Below are 16,747 nucleotides of genomic sequence, written 5' to 3'. Positions count from 1 at the left end.
GCCTGTGGTTCCCGGGAGAGTGGACGATCGGGTCTCCGAGGTCAGGGCCTGTCAGGCCCATCGGCGCGGCCCGGGTCGCCGTCGGTGCGTCCGGCCGCGGCGAGAAAAGCGTTGTAGCGGGCGAGGTCGTCCTCCGCGCCGGTGGCGTCGGCCCGGTCGGCGGCCCGGTCGAGGCGGCCCTGTTCACGGTGGTCGGCGCGAATCCACTGACGAATCAGGATGACCATGACGAGGACGGCGGGCAGCTCGCCGAACGCCCAGGCGATGCCGGCGCCGAGTTTCTGGTCGGCCAGCAGCGACGACGCCCAGGTGGGGTGGACCGCCGTGTACCAGCCGGGGGCGATGACAGTGGTCGTCTGCATGAGGACCAGGCCGAAGAAGCCGTGCGCCATCATCGACGCCAGATGGATGATCACCAGCAGGGGATGGGGGAGGCGTCGGCGGCCCGGGTCGACGCCGATGAGCACCCAGAACAGCAGACAGCCCGCCACCACGAAGTGGGTGAGCATCGCGAGGTGCCCGAGGTGCGAGCGCATCAGCACGCCGAGCAGGTCGCTCAGGTACAGGCCGAACAGGCTCGCGGTGTAGATGCCCAGCGCGACGAGCGGATGTGTGAGGAGCCTGGTGGCACGGCTGTGCAGCGCGATCAGCAGCCATTCCCGGGCGCCGCGTACCTGCGGGTCGGTCGGTCGGCGCAGAGCGCGCAGGGCCAGCGTGACCGGTGCGCCTCCGACCAGCAGGATCGGCACCAGCATCGACAACACCATGTGCTGTGCCATGTGCGCGCTGAACAGCACGTACGCGTAGCGCGCGACACCGAGGTCGGTGGCCGCCACCAACAGGAGCATCCCGCCCAGCCAACTCGCCGTTCGGGCGACCGGCCAGCGGTGCCCTGCCACGTGCATCCGACGCACGCCGGCCAGGTACCCGCCGACACCGAGAGCGCCGAGGGTCAGGAAGAACATGTCCGGCAGCGGCTGGCCGAGCAGGTTGCCCGCGGTGGGTGCGGCGGGCATCGGAAAGCCGAGTAGCTCGGTGATCGGGTCGGCGTCGATGCCGGCGTCGGGAATGGGTGTGGGGCTGCGCGACAGCGCCACGGCCAGCCCCACGGTGGCGGCGAAGACGATCAGCTCCCCGGCGGCCAGTCGGCCGAACGCCCGGGACCTCCCGGCCCGCAACGCCGGCACGGTACGGGAGCGGTGTACCGCACCGAGCACGCCGAGGAGCAGCAGGGCGGCGAGCTTGCCGAGGACCAGCCAGCCGTACCGGGACTGCCAGAGCTGGTCGACGGCGCCGAGGCGGACGGCGGCGTTGGCGAGCCCGCTGACCGTAACGGCGACGAAGCAGCCCAGGGCGAGCCGACCGTACCGGGTGGCGGCCTCGGCCAGCAGTCGGCTGCGCCGCACCATCACCAGGGCGACGAGCCCACCGATCCACACCGCGGCCGCCAGGACGTGCAGGGCCAGGCTGGTGACGGCGATCTGGTGGTTGCCGGCCCCGGCGGAGTGACCGGTGAAGGCCGGAGGCAGCACCGCCACCAGGGCCAGGATCGTGACTGTCGCTGCCAGCCCCCGGGACACCCCGGCGCGGGCCAGCAGAGCCACGGTCAGGGCCAGCCCGGCCTGCAGCATGAGCGACTGCCCCTGCGAGATCGTGGTGGCGAAACTGACGACGGTCGCGGGGCTGAGCGTCGCCAGCGGTTGGCCGAGCAGGTCCGAGACCGTCAGCACCGTCAGCGACAGCGCCGTGATCGCCCACCCCAGCGCGCCGAGGCTCGCTCGCCGGAGCAGCAGGTAGCCGTGCGGCGACACGGTCCGTTCGTCGCCGGGCAGCAGGAAGGTCGAGGTCACCAGCATGCCGACGGTGACGGTGGCGAGGCCGTCGGAGAGCAGGCGGACCACCGGCAGCGCCCAGGTCGTGGCCGGTCCCGCGTCCGGCAGGCCCGGAATCGCTGCGGTGAGGGCACCTCCGACCCGCAGGCCGAGCAGCAGCAGAGCGACGCCCGAGGCGCAGGCGGCGACGACCGTCAACCAGTCGTACGCCGCCGATCTGGCGCGTGGGGCAGCGGACCGGGACCGACCGGCGGGCAGGGCGAGGAGCGGTCCGGTCATCGACGGTTCGTCCGTCGCCGCAGCAGCCCGGCGCCCACCACGACGAGGATGGCAAGCGCGGCGCCGGCGACCAGGACACCGGCACCCGGACCACCGCTCTTCGCCGACGCGGCGGCGGACGGCGCCTCGGTCGTCGTGCTGACGATCGGCGCGGCGCTGGACGCGGGGTCGGCCACCGTGAACGGGTACGACCCCTGGACCGGGTGACCGTCGATCGAGACGACCCGGTAGGCGACCGTGTAACTGCCGTTCGGCAGTGCCCCGGTGACCTGGACCGACCCCTTCGCCCCGTCGACCACCGGGTCATCCGTGGGTATCTTCCGCTTGGCGGCGTCGGTGAGCACGACAGTGGTGAACGGCGGGTCGAGCCGCTCGTCGAATTCGAGCACGATCTCGGTGGGCGCGCGGGACACTGTCGACTCCTGGACGGGCGCCGCCGACCGAAGTCTGTTGTGCGCCCAGGCCGGGCTGGCCGGGATGAGCAGCGCCACGACGACGGCGAGCAGCGCCGCGCCGAATCGGACGGCGGCAGAGCGGGACGACGGTGCGGTCATGCGAGCACCTGCTCGCCCACCCATCCTCCCGGCCGGCAGCCGGGAGGGATGGCGAAGACGGCGGACCCGATCGGCGTGGTCCACTCGTTGAGCAGGTCCCGGTCGGCCAGCCGGCGTTGGATGGGCAGGTACTGCCGGGCGATGTCGGCCTGGTAGGACGTGAAGATGAGGCCGCTGTCCGCGTGACCCTGCGCCGTCGGCGCCCCGTCGTAGTTGTACGGCCGCCGCAGGATCTTCAACCGGTCGTCGGTGACGTGGGCGCGGGTCAGATGCGAGAAGTCGGGGATGACGGTGAGGCCGTCCGGGCCGGTGGCGGCGAAGTCGGGTTCGTCGTGCTCGGCGGTGCCGGTGAGCGGGGCGCCGCTGTCGAGGCGCCGGCCGATGGCGAGTTCACGATCGGTCCGGCCGAGCAGGTCCCAGGTCTCCATGTTCATGCTGATCCGCCGAATCACGACTGTGGTGCTGTCGCGAAGCCACGGCGGGCCGTCCGGCACCCAGAGGGCAGTGTCCAGACCGATGCCGGGCCGCGGGTTGGCGGTGCCGTCGAGCTGCCCGAACAGGTTGCGTTGGGTGTGGCCGCCCGGCTCGACGCCGGGGCCGCGCCGGAAGCCCTGCTGGACCCACCGGACGGTGGCGAAGGGTCGACTGTCCTTGATCAGGACTCGTTGGGCGTGGGCGACGGTGATCGCGTCGTCCGCGCAGATCTGCACCAGCAGGTCACCGCCGGACCAGGCCGGCTGGAGGCGGTCGACGCGGAACGACGGCAGGTCGGCGACCGATGCCGGTCGTCGATCGTCGACCCCGGCGGCCCGGTACAGGCCGGGCCCGAAGCCGAAGGTCACGGTCAGCCGTGCCGGCAGCAGCCCGAGTTCGGCCTCGGTGTCGGCCAGCGCGGGTTTGCCCTGGGTGAGACGGACCGCGTCGTCGGTGAGCAGTCGCAGCATCCGGGCCAGCGCGGTCCGGTCGACGCCGGCCCGCAGGGTGAGCGCCACGAACGACGCGTGCGCCTGCGGTTCGGTGGCCACTCCGGCCTGTCGCGCGCCGTGGAAGGGCTCGACCAAACCGCCGACGTTCGCCACCGGCGTCGCGTCGGCGCCGACCGTGTCCGGTCGCTCGGCCCCGTCGGTACGTGTCGTGGCGATCGCGGCACCGCCGGCCAGGGCTCCTCCCGCAGCAAGCGCCCCGCCGGTGAGCAGGCCACGCCTGCTCACGGGCCGGGCAGTCGGCGTGTCGGTCACGATGCCGGGCTCGTGCTCATCTCCGGCGTGGCGCTCATGCCGGTCATCGGCTCGCCGTGGCCGGGAGCGTAGCTCTCCTGTGCGCCGGTGAACGGCTTGGCCACCGCGCTGAACTGCTGGGTCCTGCCGTCGGCGAAGGTGAGCGTGAACGTCAACTCGTCGCCCGCCTGGACGGGCCTGGTGAGGCTCATCAGCATGAGGTGGTCACCGCCCGGCTCCAACGCGTGGGTGCTCCTGGCCTTGATCACGATGCCGCCCTGCTTCTGCCGCATGACCATCGTGCCGTCCTTCATGGCCATCTCGTGCAGCTCCATCGACGACACGTCGGTCGTGGCACCGGTCACCGTGACATCGGTGTCGCCGTCGTTGACGAGGGTCCCGAAGGCCGCCGTCATCCCCTCGTCGGCAGCCTTCACCCACGGGTCGCGAATGGTGACCACGCCGGCGACGGCGCTCGCCGACGCCGATGGGCCTGACTGGGCGGAAGACGGCGAGTCGGACGAGCTGCAGCCGGCGGCACCGACCGCCACGAGCGCGGCGGCGGTGGCGAGGGCAACGGCCGAGCGTCGGCGCGATCCGAACGGGCTGGTGGCGGTGCGCATGGGTTCTTCCTCCGATGGTTGCTGCTGCATCGTTTGTCGAACGCCGTAGCGCGAAAGTTCCGGGCCGGCGGGCATTGCCGTCCCGCGAGCGCGGCGGGGACGACGAATTTCTGGCGCCGGCGCCGACGGCGACGTTCCGGCGGCGGCCAGTCGGTCCCAGCCTGGCCGCCACGTCGACGGCGCAGGACGTCAGGCGCTCCGCTGAGCCGGCGCAAGCTGCCCGGTGCGGGCCAGGGGGAGCGTCAGAAGCTGCTGACCAGCTTCACGAATGCCTCATCGATCTTGGCCGGATCGGTGGCGTCGTAGGCCTTGCCCGACGATGCCTTCGCGATCTGGTCCAGGGTGGCGAAGTCCGACTCCCGGTCGAAGGCGATGCAGAACACCTTCACCGGATGCTGCGGGTCCAGGGCGACCTCGGCGAGCAACCGGGCCAGGTCGTTGTCCTTGCTGTACTCGTTCTTGCCGTCGGTGAGCACGACAATCGCGTTGATCCGCTGCGGGTCGTACCTGTCGACAAGCTCGCGGTGCGCGGCCCGGACCGTGGCGTAGAGCGCGGTGCCACCGTTGACGGCCATGCCGGCGATCTTGCTGTTGACCCTCTTCTCGTCGAACTCGCCGAGCGGCACCTCTTCCCGGTAGGGGCTGTTCGGCCGCTGCTTGGTCTCCGAGGAGAACGACCAGAGCCCGACCCGGTCCTCGGTGTTCAGCAGCGCGAGGCCCTTGCCCGCCGCCGCCGAGGCGACCTGGAAACGGGTACGGGTGCCGACCTTCGCCAGCATGGACCCCGAGGTGTCCAGGGCGATCAGGATGTTTGCCTTCTTGCGGAGCGTCCGCCAGCCGTCAAGCATCGCGCTCACCACCTCCGGGTCCGGCGGCGTGAAGTAGTTCAGCCCGCCGGTCGGCTCGGCGCCGACGCTGGCGAGCAGCTCCGCCGAGGCGCGACCCTCGTGGTCCCGGAAGCCGAGACGGGCGAAGCTCTCCTGCTGGTCACCCTCGGTCAGGAATTTCTGGAAGTCGGCCGCTGCCGCGCGCTGCCGATCATCGGCGGAGGGCAGCACCACGAACGGGTGGTCCAGGTTGAACGTGCCCTCCTTCGGGTGGACGGCGACCAACGGCACATTCGGCCGGCGACCCCGCTCCTGCCCGTCCTGCCGAGGACTCAGCGCGCCCGTGTTGTAGAGGTCCACCAGCTCCTCCTGGAGGACGATGGCGCTCATGTCGTCGGTGCTGCCCGCCCCGCCGGCCAGGTCCGCCTCGGCGAGGCTGCGCAGCAGGTCCACCGAGTCGTCACTGTAGTGCGACACGTTGGCCTCGATCCGGCGGACGAACTGGGTGACCGCGGGGTCGGCCAGGTCGTCCCGGGTCAGGTCGCTCGACCGTTGCACCGCCGCGTAGTAGGTGGCGATTGTCGCCGCCAGCCCGGAGGTGGACAGGTTCGGGTTGTCCTTGCCGAAGGTGAAGCGCCCCCACTCCGGCTTGCCGAAGCCCGCCCACCCGTCCCGCCCGGAGAGGCCCAGGATCTCCCCCCAGCCCAGCGGCCCGCGCTTGCGGAGCAGCTCGGCCTTCGGCTGCGGCATGGCGATCACCAACGGGCTGTTGGCGATCGACGGGTAGTGGTCCGGAGTCTGCAGCTTCCGTCCGGCGGCCTCGTCGAGCAGCCGGAGCTGGCCGGTCCACAGGCTCGACGTCGGCAGCCAGACCTGTGGTTGCGGCAGACCGGTGTGGGTCCAGCCGGTGGCCAGCGCCTCGGTGGCCTTGCCCGAGTTCAGCGCGCTCACGTGCACCTGGGCGCAGCCGCCGCCGTCGATCGACCGGTCGCTGCGGTTGTACCGCTCGGCCAGGTCGACAAGCAGAGCCGCCTTCTCCGTGGAGGAGTTCACCTGGAGGACGGTGGCGCAGTTGTTGCCCGCTTCGCGCTGCCGGACGAACACGAACGCCCCGGCGATGACCACCAGCCCGGCGGTGACGGCAGCGGTGTACGGCAACCACTGCCGCGTGCGCGTAGCGGATGGGGCCATCGGGATGTCCTCCTCGGCGGGCGGCTGGTGGCAGTCAACCTATCGATCCGGTGCCAGCCGGCGACCCTGACCCCGGCGCGCCGGTCACCCGTGGTCGGGTCGCCCCCCGACCGCCGTCGCGACCAGCAGCCGAACCAGGTAGACCACGACGAAGGTGACCGCCCCGGCCGCGGCGGCGGGGCCGACCGCGCTCGACGCGACGTAGCCGGCGGCGGAGCCGGCCGAACCGAGGAAGAGCGCGGTCGAGATGCCCCAGGCGTCGAGGGCCTCACCACGCAGGCGCCGCCATGCCCCGCCGCCACCTCCGGCACCGACGCCGGGCACCGTCACCGGCTGGTGTGCAGGCTGCGTCGTCACCGGTTGGGTCGGCCGGGCCTGGGTCGGCACCGTCGGCCGCGTCGGCGTCCGTGGCGGTGCCGGCGCCTGCGGCTGGGTCGGACGTGGCTGCGACGCCGTCGGTGTGACCTGCGGCAGCGGGTCGTTCGGCGTCGGTGCGCCAGCGGTCTCGTTGCCGACCTCCAGCAGGTTCTCCCGACGTAGCGGCTCGCTGACCGTGCCGTCCTGCCGGAGCAGCCGCACCAGCACGCGCTCGGCGGCCGGCCGGTCGGCCGGGTCCTTGGCCAGGCACTCCCGGATCAGCTCGTCCAGGACGGGAGGCAACGCCGGTAGCTCGGGCGGATCGTGCAGCACCCGGTGCATCACGGCGAAGAGCGAGTCATTGCCGAACGGCGGCCGACCACCGGCGGCGAAGGCGATCGTGGCCGCCCAGGCGAAGACGTCGCAGGGGGGACCGATCGCGTCGTTGCGGAAGCGCTCCGGCGCCATGTACGCGGTGGTCCCCATGACCCGGCTGGACGCGGTCTCGGTGACACCCAACGCGCGGGCGATGCCGAAGTCGATCACCCGGGGACCGTCCTCGCCCAGCACCACGTTGTCCGGCTTCAGGTCGCAGTGCACCACCCCGGCGCTGTGGATCGCGGCGAGCGCCGTGACCGTGCCGACCGCGAGCCGGTGCAGGGCGTTTCCGGTCACCGGGCCGCGCTCGCGGACGTGCCGGTGCAGGGTCAGGCCCTCGATGAACTCACTGACCACATAGGGCCGTTCGCCGTCCACCTCGGCGAAGAGCACCTGCGCGGTGCAGAACGGAGCGACCCGTCGTGCGGCGGCGATCTCCTTCACGAACTGCGACCGCGCCCGAGGATCACTGAGATCGACGTTTACCATCTTGACCGCGACCCGGTCACCGGCGTCGTCCTCACCGAGGTAGACGACCCCCTGCCCACCCGCGCCCAGCCGACCGACCAGCCGGTACGGGCCGGCGGTGACCGGATCGTGCGTCCACAGTTTCGCCAACCCTGGCACCGGCGTGCCGGCCAGTTCTGACATTCCGACTCCATCAGCGTCGTGCCCGGCCACCGGCGGCGCAGGACACGGCCATCGTGCCATGTCCGCCGCCGGGGGCCGAGGACTGGAAGACCGCCTACGCGGGCGGCGGCGCGGTCGACCCCCGCACCCGCAGCGATGGGCTGATGACGACCCGGTGGGTGGGGCGGTCGGGGTCGGCGAGTCGGTCGGCGACGAGACGCACGGCGGCCCGTCCGATCGAGCGTCGCGGCGGTCGGACCGCGGTCAGCGGCGGGCTGAAGAGCCCGGCGACCTCGTCGTCGTACGCCACGATGGAGAGGTCGCCGGGGACGGAGAGGTGCCGCTCCTCGCAGCGCTGCACGAGCGCGATCGCCTCGGCGTCGGCGTGCACCAGCAGCGCCGTCGTCCCGGTCGCCTGGCACCTGTCGAGGACGCCGTCGAGCACGGTGTCCCGCTCCGGTGAGCGCGTGTCGGGTGCCACGGCCACCACTGTCGCGTCGGAGTCGAGGCCGCACTCGGTGGTGGCGTCGAGCCAGCCGCGCCGCACGTGCTGGCTGGTGGGGCTGTTGGCGTCGAGCACCAGGCCGACCTTGCGGTGTCCGAGCGAGGTGAGGTGGCGCACCGCCATGGCCGCACCGAGCGCGTGGTCGGTGACCACCGACTCCAGGACAGCGTGGTGACTGCCGGCCGTGGCGGTGCGTTCCAGCAGGACGACCGGGACGCCGACCTGGTCGAGCCACTCGATGGTGCGCTCGGCGGTCGGTGCGGCCATGCTCGGCGCGATGATCAGCGCGTCGACGCCCATCCGCCCCACCATGCGGGCCAGTTGCGGTTGGTCGTCCTCGGTGTCGTAGGAGGAGCCGCGCAGAACCACGCGCATGTCCAGCTCGCGGGCGGCGCTTTCGACGCCGCGCGCCACGTCCGGCCAGTAGTAGTCCAGTGAGGGCACGAGCATGCCGAGGGCGCGCCCGCCCAGCGGGTTGCGGCCTGCGGCGGGCAGCTCCTCGGCTGAAGGGACGTCGTCCGGCAGGAGCAGGGCGACCCCACCGTGGACCCGGCGAACCAACCCTTCGGCGGCGAGCTCCGCGATGTCGCGCCGGATGGTGACCGGCGCGGCGCCGAGCGCGTGCGACAGGTCGGAGACGCGCATCGAGCCGTCGCGTTGCAGGGCGGCCAACAGTTGCTGGCGGCGGGCGACCTGAAGCGGCGCGCGGGAAGTCTCTGCCGTGGTGACGCCGGGACTGTCCTTGGACATGGGGGAGACCTCCGAGGAACGCTTCCAGCAATTCCGTCCTGTTGCCCGCCGCCGCAGCCGGAGGGACGGCGAGGCGGCCGCGACAGTCATGGCCCCTCGGGCTGGGCGAGCGGCTGTGAGCGATTCTGATCGTATCAGATCAGTTGGGACGTCGAGTCCGCCGGCCCGATGGCCCTGGTAGGGGGTCGCTGGGGCCGCAGGCTGGCCGATCGGCGGCCCTGGTCGGCGCAGGTCACGGTAACGACGTGTGTTCTTTTGATCGGATGTGCTCGAACTGGTTTGAGATCAGCATTGACTTGATCTGATGTGAGCGTTTTACTTCGGAAACCTCGCGGATGCCGGCCCGTCACATTCGTGGGCAACGCCCCGCTCGCCACACTCCACGGAGACGGATCGATGCGACAGGATCTGGGATGACGTCCGGGATGACCGGCCGGTCGACACCGGGACCGGCCGTGGATGCCGCCACCGCCGCGACCTGGACCCGGGATGACTGGCTGGTCCTCGCCGACCGGATGCTCGCCGCCACCCGACCGTTCGCGTCGCCCGGCCACGCCCTCGTCACCCTTCCCGGCCCGGAGGGCGGTTACGGGCGGGCCGTCGACGGCCTGGAGGGTTTCGCCCGCACCTTCCTCCTGGCCGGTTTCCGCATCACCGGCGCCCAGGGTGTTGGCGTGGACGAGCTGGTGGACAGGTACGCGGCAGGCATCGCCGCCGGCACCGACCCGAGCTCTCCGGACCGCTGGGCGCGCCTGGACGAGCACCCCCAGGCCAAGGTGGAGGCCGCCTCCATCGCGCTGGTCCTGGACCTGACCCGCCCGTGGATCTGGGACCGGCTGCCGTCCGCGGTGCAGGGGCGCGTGGTCGACTACCTGCGCCCCGCGGTCGGCGACGACACGTACCCACGGATCAACTGGGTCTGGTTCCGGCTGGTCGTCCAGACGTTCCTGCGGTCGGTGGATGGGCCGCACTCGCTCGACGAGATGGCCGAGGACCTGCGCACGCACGACGGCTTCGCCCGTGGGGACGGCTGGATGTCCGACGGGCCGGACCGCGCGTACGACCACTACGTGGGCTGGGCCCTGCATCTCTACCCGACGTTGTGGGCGCGAATGGCCGGCGCCGCCGACCTGGCCGAGCAGCGCCGCGAACGGGACCTGGCCGGCCTCGACCGCTTCCTGAGCGACGCGGTCGCGCTCGTCGGAGCCGACGGATCACCGCTGCTCCAGGGGCGAAGCCTGATCTACCGCTTCGCCGCGGCGGCGCCCTTCTGGGTCGGCGCGATCGCCGGCGTGCCCTCGGTCAGCCTCGGTCGGTTGCGCGGCGCGGCGACCCGCATCGTGCGCCACTTCGTCGCCAACGACGCCCCGGACGAACGCGGCCTGCTCACCGTCGGTTGGCACCGGCCGTGGCCGCGACTGGCGCAGTCGTACTCCGGGCCGGGCTCGCCGTACTGGGCCAGCAAGGGCCTGCTCGGCATCGCGCTGCCCGCCGACCATCCGGTGTGGACGACACCCGAGGAGCCGCTGCCGGTCGAGGAGCGCGACGAGGTGCGGGCGATACACGCACCCGGCTGGCTCGTCTCCGGCACCCGCGCCGACGGGATCGTCCGCGTCGTCAACCACGGCACCGACCACACGGTCGAGGGTGCCACCGTCGGAGATTCCCCGCTCTACGCCCGGCTGGGCTACTCCACCGCTACCAGCCCCGTCCTCGACGACAGCGGCTGGCTCAGTCCTCTCGACCAGTCCGTCACCCTCGTCGACGACGCGGGCCGGGTCACCCACCGCGCCGGCATGCGCCTGCTGACCGTGCACGTCGACACCGACGGTGTGGGTGTGGCCGGATCACGTGCCCTCGCCCACTGGGTCGACCCGGATCCGGGTCAGCGCGATCACGGCGGCGGCCGCCTGGGTCGGTCTCGACCGGCCGGGCACCTCACCGTGTACTCGCTGGTCCGCGGCCCCTGGGAGCTGCGTCTGACCCGCGTCGACGGCCTCGCCGACGGCGTCGAGGCGGACGCGCTGCGACTACGGATCGGGGGCTGGGCCATCGCCGGGGACGCGACGGTAACTCTTCGCGGCAACATGGCGGCCGTGACCTGCGCCGGTCTGACCAGTCGGATCGCGAGTGTGCACGGCGGCGGAACCGCCGACGCCACCACCGTTGCGAACGGCGGCCCTCTGGCCGGCGGGCTGGTCGTGCCCTGGCTGGATCACCCCGTCCGGCCGGGCGCATGGGCCGCCACCCTCATCGAGTTGTCCACGGCGCCGACGGCCACGGTCGGGCAGGCATGCCAGGCCGTGATCGACGAGGACGCCCGCGGCCTCCACGTGGCGGTCGACTGGCCCGACGGGATCAGCACATCGACCCGTCCGGACACGGAGCAATCCAGGCCCAGCCAGGCGACCTGGTAGCAGTGCGGGCCCATGTGGGCCCCTGACCTAAGGAGAAAGGGATGAAGCGCACGATACCGGCCGTCATCAGCGCCGCGATGGCCCTGACGCTTGTTCTCACCGGCTGCGGGGGCGGAGACGAGCCAGTCGACCCCAACGCCCCGGTGACGATCACCCTGGCCGGCTGGAGCCTGTCGTCCACGCCCGAGTTCAAGACGCTCGCCGACGGCTTCAAGGCGACCCACCCGAACGTGACGGTGGAGCTCAAGGAGTACGCCCCGGGCAACGACTACGACACCCAGATGATCACGGACCTGGCCGCCGGCACCGCCCCGGACGTCTATGTCATGAAGAACCTCAAGAACTTCTACACGTACCAGAGCGGTGGTCAGCTGCTCGACGTCTCCGACGTCACCTCCGGTCTCGGCTCGAGCCCTGCGCTCGCGTCGTACCAGGTGGACGGCAAGGCGTACGCGGTGCCGTACCGGCAGGACTCCTGGGTGCTCTACTACAACAAGGACCTGTTCGCCAAGGCGAAGGTGGCGCTGCCGGACGGCAGTTGGACCTGGGACGACTACACCGACGCCGCGAAGCGACTGCACACCGGGCTGAAGGGGGCCGGCTCGAACGCGACAGGCGCGTACCAGCACACCTTCCAGTCGACAGTGCAGGGATTCGCGCTCGCCCAGACCCCCAACGCGGACCTGCTCTCCGGCGACTTCGGCTTCATGAAGCCGTACTACGAGCGGTCACTGGACCTGCAGGCGGCCGGCGCGCAGCCGACCTTCGGCACCGCGAAGACCAACAAGCTGACCTACCAGGCGCAGTTCGGCAAGCAGCAGTCGGCGATGCTGCTGATGGGCACCTGGTACGTGGCCACGCTGCTCAACCAGCGCAAGAGCGGTGACGCCGACACGTTCGAGTGGGGGATGGCACCGGCGCCGCAGTTCGACAAGTCCACCACCGGCACCTCCGCCACGCCCGTCACCTTCGGTGACCCGACCGGCCTGGGGATCAACCCGAAGATCAGTAAGTCGAAGGCCGCCGTGGCCAAGGACTTCCTCAAGTACGCGGCCGGCCCGGAAGCCGGCAAGGCACTGGCCGGGATCGGCCTCACCCCGGCCCAGGTCACGGACGCGGTCACCGCGAGCCTGTTCGGGCTGGACGGCGTACCGCAGGACGATCTGTCGAAGTTCGCCTACACCAAGCACACCATCAAGCCGGAGAACCCGGTGTCGAAGCACACCGCCGGCCTGCAGAACCTCCTCAACGAGACGCATTCGGCGATCCTCTCCGACAACAAGGGCGTCGACGCGGAACTGAGCAAGGCGCAGACCCGCGCCAAGAACGAAGTTCTCAACCAGTGAGCTGATGGCGGGACCGGCGCGCCTGCGCCGTACGCCGGTCCCGCCGCCAGGCCGAACGCTTCCGGAGACTCCCTATGGCAACATTGCCGCGCACGAGACCCAGGAACCGGCGGCTGGTGTCGCGCAACACGGTCGCCGGCTGGTCGTTCATCCTGCCCAACTTTCTCGGCTTCGCCGTGCTCACCCTGCTACCCGTCGTGGTGCTGTTCTACGTGGCGTTCACCAACTGGAACGTCTTCGGGGTGGCCGAGTGGACCGGCACGGCAAACTTCCGGCGGATGTGGGACGACGCGAGCTTCTGGACCGCACTGCGCAACACCGTCTACTACGCCGTCTTCCACATCCCACTGACCCTCGCGGCAGCACTCGGGCTGGCGCTGCTGCTCAACCGCAAACTGCGTGGCGTGCGGTTCTTCCGCACCGTCGCCTTCTTCCCCTACATCACGTCGATCGTGGCGATCGCGGTCGTCTGGAACCAGCTGTTCAGCCCGGAGTACGGCCCGATCAACGCTCTCCTCGGCGCCGTCGGGGTGGACGATCCGCCGGGCTGGACCGCGTCGGCGACCTGGTCGATGCCGGCGGTCATCATCGTCGGCACCTGGCGGTACATGGGCTACTACATGCTGCTGTTCCTGGCCGGCCTGCAGACCATCCCGGCCCAGCTCTACGAGGCGGCCGAGACCGACGGCGCCTCACCGTGGCAGCGGTTCGTGCACGTGACCCTGCCCGGGTTACGAACCACGACCTTCTTCGTCACCGTGCTGCTCACCATCGAAAGTTTCAAGGTCTTCGACCTCATCCTCGTGATGACCGGCGGCGGACCGGGACAGTCGACACTTGTGCTCTCGCAGTACATCTACCAGAAGGGCTTCGAGGAGAACCAGTTCGGCTACGCCTCGGCGGTCTCCATCGTCCTGTTCGCCATCTGTTTCGGCATCACGGTCATCCAGTTCTGGGTCAACAAGCGGAGGAACAGCTGATGACCGCGACCGACCTCTCCACGCCCGTCCCGGCCGTCGCCGCGCCCGGCAACCACGCAACGTCCGCCCGACGTGTCAGGTCTCGGGGCTGGCGGCTCGTCGGGTACGTCGCTCTCGTGCTCGCGGCGGCCGGGCTGCTGCTGCCGTTCTTCTGGATGGTGGTGACGTCGTTGAAGACCAACAACGACGTCTTCACCATCCCGATCACCTGGCTCCCCGATCCCGTGGTGTGGCGGAACTACGTCGACATCTGGCAGCGCTCGGACATGACGACGTGGCTGCGGAACACCCTGCTGCTGTCGGTGACCGTCACCTTCCTGCAGGTGTTCACCGGCAGCTTCGCGGCCTACGGCTTCGCCCGCGTCCGCTTCCCGGGTCGTAACCTGCTCTTCCTGGCGTACGTCGGGACGATCGCGGTGCCCTGGCAGTCGTACATGATCCCGCAGTTCATCCTCATGTCGAAGCTGCACCTGTCGAACACGCTGTGGTCGATCGTCGCGATACAGGCGTTCGGCGCGATCGGCGTGTTCCTGATGAAGCAGTTCTACGAGACGATCCCCGAGGAGCTCAGCGAAGCGGCGCGGGTCGACGGGCTCAGCGAGTACGGCATCTACCGACGGATCATCCTGCCGTTGTCCCGGCCGGCGCTCGCCAGTCTGGCCCTGCTGATGTTCACGACCACCTGGAACGACTACCTCGGCCCACTGATCTATCTGCGTAGTCCGGAGTTGCGCACGATCCAGTTGGGGCTGAACACCTTCATCTCCCAGTACAACGCCGAGTACGCGCTCATCATGACGGGCTCGGTGCTGTCCGTGCTGCCCGTCGCCGTCATCTTCCTGCTCGGTCAGCGCTACTTCATCGAGGGTGTCGCCTCGACCGGACTGAAGGGTTGAGGCCCGTGCGATCGCGCCACACCATCATCACCGCCGTCTTCGACGGAATCTACGTCGCGCTCGTCACCAACCTGCTGCTGGTGCTCGGTTGCCTGCCCCTGGTGACGCTCGCGTTCACCACCGAGGCGGCGCGCTCCTGGCCCCTGTACGCGCTGACCGCCCCGCTCTGCGCGCCAGGACTCTGCGCGGCCTTCGCGGTCATGTCCGCCTACTCGGCGGGCGACACCGGCGGCGTGCTGCGCACCTACGGCCGCGCCTGGCGAGCCACCGCCCGGCCGGCGATGCTCTGGACGGCGGCGGCCGTGACCGCCCTGGTGGTGCTCGCCGTCGACGCCCGCGCCGCGTGGGGCCACCGGGTCGGCGCACTCGCCCTGCCGGTGCTGGCGACCCTGATCGTGCTCACCGTCGCGACCGCGCTGCTCGGGCTGGTGACCGTCGCCGAGCGACCCGGCGCGCCGCTGCGCGAGGTGGCCCGTACCTGCGTGTATCTGGCGGTGCGTCGGTGGTACCTCACCGCCGCGTCTCTGCTCGTGCTCGCGCTGCTCGCCCAGATTCTGGCGGCCCGCCCCGCCATCGCTCTCGGTCTCGCCGCCGCGCCGCTGCTCTACGTCGTGTGGGCCAACAGCCGCTTCACCCTGCGCGCCGCCCTCGACCCACCGACGGCAGCACCCCAGCGCATCTGACCACCGCGTTCCGGCCGCCGAGCCGGGGCGCCGACGACACACCTGCCCGGCACCGGACCGGACCCACGAGGGAGAACAGCATCCATGACGGCGACCGACGTCCGTCCCAACTCCGACGCAGAGGCCACGGCGGCCGCGGTGGCCGCCGCGATAGGCACCGTCGACGCGAACATCGCCGCCTTCGGCGACCGGTACCCCGCGGACACCACCGCCGCCAACCGCTACCCGCTCCGGCCACCGAGCGTCGGCCAGCCCGAGGGTGCCAACGTCGGCTGGACCACGAGCTTCTGGCCCGGGATGCTCTGGCTGGCCCACGACCTGACCGGTGACGACCGCCATCTGCGTGCGGCGCTGTCCCACGTGGACAGCTTCGCCGATCGGGTGAACCGCGGCATCGACCTGGACACCCACGACCTCGGGTTTCTCTACACCCTCTCCTGCGTCACCCCGGCCCGCCGTACCGACGATGCACGGGCCCGAGGCGCGGCTCTCGCCGCGGCCGACCACCTGATGACGCGGTTCCTGGAACCCGCCGGGATCATCCAGGCCTGGGGCGACCTGAACGATCCCCGCCAACGGGGTCGCACCATCATCGACAGCCTCATGAACACGCCGCTGCTGTTCTGGGCCAGCCAGGCCACCGGCGACGACCGCTACGCCGCCGCGGCCCGTCGGCACACCGCTCAGCTGCGCCAGCACATCCTGCGCCCGGACGGCACGACGTTCCACACCTTCTACTGGGACCCGGACAGCGGGGTGCCCCTGCACGGCGAAACCGAGCAGGGCCACGCCGACCACTCCTGTTGGGCCCGCGGGCAGGCATGGGGCATCTACGGGTTCAGCCTCAACCATCGACACACCGGCGACCCCGGGCTGCTCGCTGCCGCGCGGATCTGCGCGGACCGCTTCCTCGCCAGTCTGCCGAACGACCACGTCGCGTACTGGGACCTGGAGTTCGGCGACGGCAGCGGTCAGGAGCGGGACAGCTCCGCCGCGGCGATCGCCGCCTGCGGCCTGGTCGAACTGGCCGACAACCTCGCCGACCCGGCCAGCGCCGGCCGGTACCGGACGGCCGCAGCGGAGATCCTGCGCTCGCTCATCGACCACTACTCCACCGGCGGCCATCCGGTCTCCAACGCGCTGATCCTGCACGGCGTCTACGACAAACCCAAGGACGTCGGCGTCGACGAGGGAACCCTGTGGGGCGACTACTTCTATCTGGAAGCCCTCACCCGCGCCACGATCCCCGGCTGGACCAGCCCCTGGTGACCACCGCGACCGA

General features: G+C 71.0%; 13 protein-coding genes. 6 read left to right on the top strand and 7 right to left on the bottom strand.

Annotated elements, in window-relative coordinates:
- Positions 1–41 precede the first annotated feature (41 nt).
- The 7 genes from MILUP08_RS22625 to MILUP08_RS22595 form a co-directional block, all read right to left on the bottom strand.
- Positions 42–2,111 (bottom strand): bifunctional copper resistance protein CopD/cytochrome c oxidase assembly protein, encoded by a 2,070-nt coding sequence (locus tag MILUP08_RS22625; RefSeq protein WP_007461984.1) that lies wholly within the window; start codon positions 2,109–2,111, stop codon positions 42–44.
- Positions 2,108–2,665, bottom strand: coding sequence for a copper resistance CopC family protein (locus tag MILUP08_RS22620; protein ID WP_007461982.1), 558 nt, complete (start codon positions 2,663–2,665; stop codon positions 2,108–2,110). The genes MILUP08_RS22625 and MILUP08_RS22620 overlap by 4 nt, the downstream gene beginning before the upstream one ends.
- Positions 2,662–3,876, bottom strand: coding sequence for a Dyp-type peroxidase (locus tag MILUP08_RS22615; RefSeq protein WP_039908588.1), 1,215 nt, complete (start codon positions 3,874–3,876; stop codon positions 2,662–2,664). The genes MILUP08_RS22620 and MILUP08_RS22615 overlap by 4 nt, the downstream gene beginning before the upstream one ends.
- 23 nt (positions 3,877–3,899) lie before the next feature.
- Positions 3,900–4,505, bottom strand: coding sequence for a copper chaperone PCu(A)C (locus MILUP08_RS22610; protein ID WP_007461977.1), 606 nt, complete (start codon positions 4,503–4,505; stop codon positions 3,900–3,902).
- Positions 4,506–4,747: 242 nt separating this feature from the next.
- Positions 4,748–6,523, bottom strand: a complete 1,776-nt coding sequence (locus MILUP08_RS22605) for a vWA domain-containing protein (RefSeq protein ID WP_007461975.1) — start codon at positions 6,521–6,523, stop codon at positions 4,748–4,750.
- A gap of 84 nt (positions 6,524–6,607) precedes the next feature.
- Positions 6,608–7,909 carry a serine/threonine-protein kinase gene (locus MILUP08_RS22600; RefSeq protein ID WP_007461973.1) on the bottom strand — a complete coding sequence of 434 codons (1,302 nt, stop codon included), beginning with the start codon at positions 7,907–7,909 and terminating at the stop codon, positions 6,608–6,610.
- Between the two features lie 94 nt (positions 7,910–8,003).
- Positions 8,004–9,143: a substrate-binding domain-containing protein gene (locus MILUP08_RS22595; RefSeq protein WP_007461971.1), complete on the bottom strand. Its 1,140-nt coding sequence runs from the start codon at positions 9,141–9,143 to the stop codon at positions 8,004–8,006.
- A 413-nt stretch (positions 9,144–9,556) separates the two neighbouring features.
- Here MILUP08_RS22595 and MILUP08_RS22590 point away from each other — a divergent pair, with 413 nt between their 5' ends.
- The 6 genes from MILUP08_RS22590 (at position 9,557) to MILUP08_RS22565 (ending at position 16,734) form a co-directional block, all read left to right on the top strand.
- Entirely contained in the window at positions 9,557–11,560 is a 2,004-nt protein-coding gene (locus MILUP08_RS22590) for a DUF2264 domain-containing protein (protein ID WP_007461967.1), read from the top strand.
- Between the two features lie 41 nt (positions 11,561–11,601).
- Positions 11,602–12,906: an ABC transporter substrate-binding protein gene (locus MILUP08_RS22585; RefSeq protein ID WP_007461965.1), complete on the top strand. Its 1,305-nt coding sequence runs from the start codon at positions 11,602–11,604 to the stop codon at positions 12,904–12,906.
- A gap of 116 nt (positions 12,907–13,022) precedes the next feature.
- Positions 13,023–13,886: a carbohydrate ABC transporter permease gene (locus MILUP08_RS22580; RefSeq protein ID WP_237747166.1), complete on the top strand. Its 864-nt coding sequence runs from the start codon at positions 13,023–13,025 to the stop codon at positions 13,884–13,886.
- Complete coding sequence (locus tag MILUP08_RS22575) at positions 13,886–14,782, top strand: carbohydrate ABC transporter permease (protein ID WP_007461960.1); 897 nt, start codon at positions 13,886–13,888, stop codon at positions 14,780–14,782. Before MILUP08_RS22580 ends, MILUP08_RS22575 begins: the two co-directional genes overlap by 1 nt.
- Positions 14,783–14,787: 5 nt before the next feature.
- Positions 14,788–15,465, top strand: coding sequence for a hypothetical protein (locus MILUP08_RS22570; protein ID WP_051065784.1), 678 nt, complete (start codon positions 14,788–14,790; stop codon positions 15,463–15,465).
- Between the two features lie 84 nt (positions 15,466–15,549).
- Entirely contained in the window at positions 15,550–16,734 is a 1,185-nt protein-coding gene (locus MILUP08_RS22565; RefSeq protein WP_007461958.1) for a glycoside hydrolase family 88 protein, read from the top strand.
- The last annotated feature ends 13 nt before the right edge of the window (positions 16,735–16,747 follow it).

This window comes from Micromonospora lupini str. Lupac 08, from assembly GCF_000297395.2.
GTDB classification, from domain to species: Bacteria; Actinomycetota; Actinomycetes; order Mycobacteriales; family Micromonosporaceae; genus Micromonospora; species Micromonospora lupini.
This window is presented reverse-complemented; position numbering and strand designations above follow the sequence as displayed.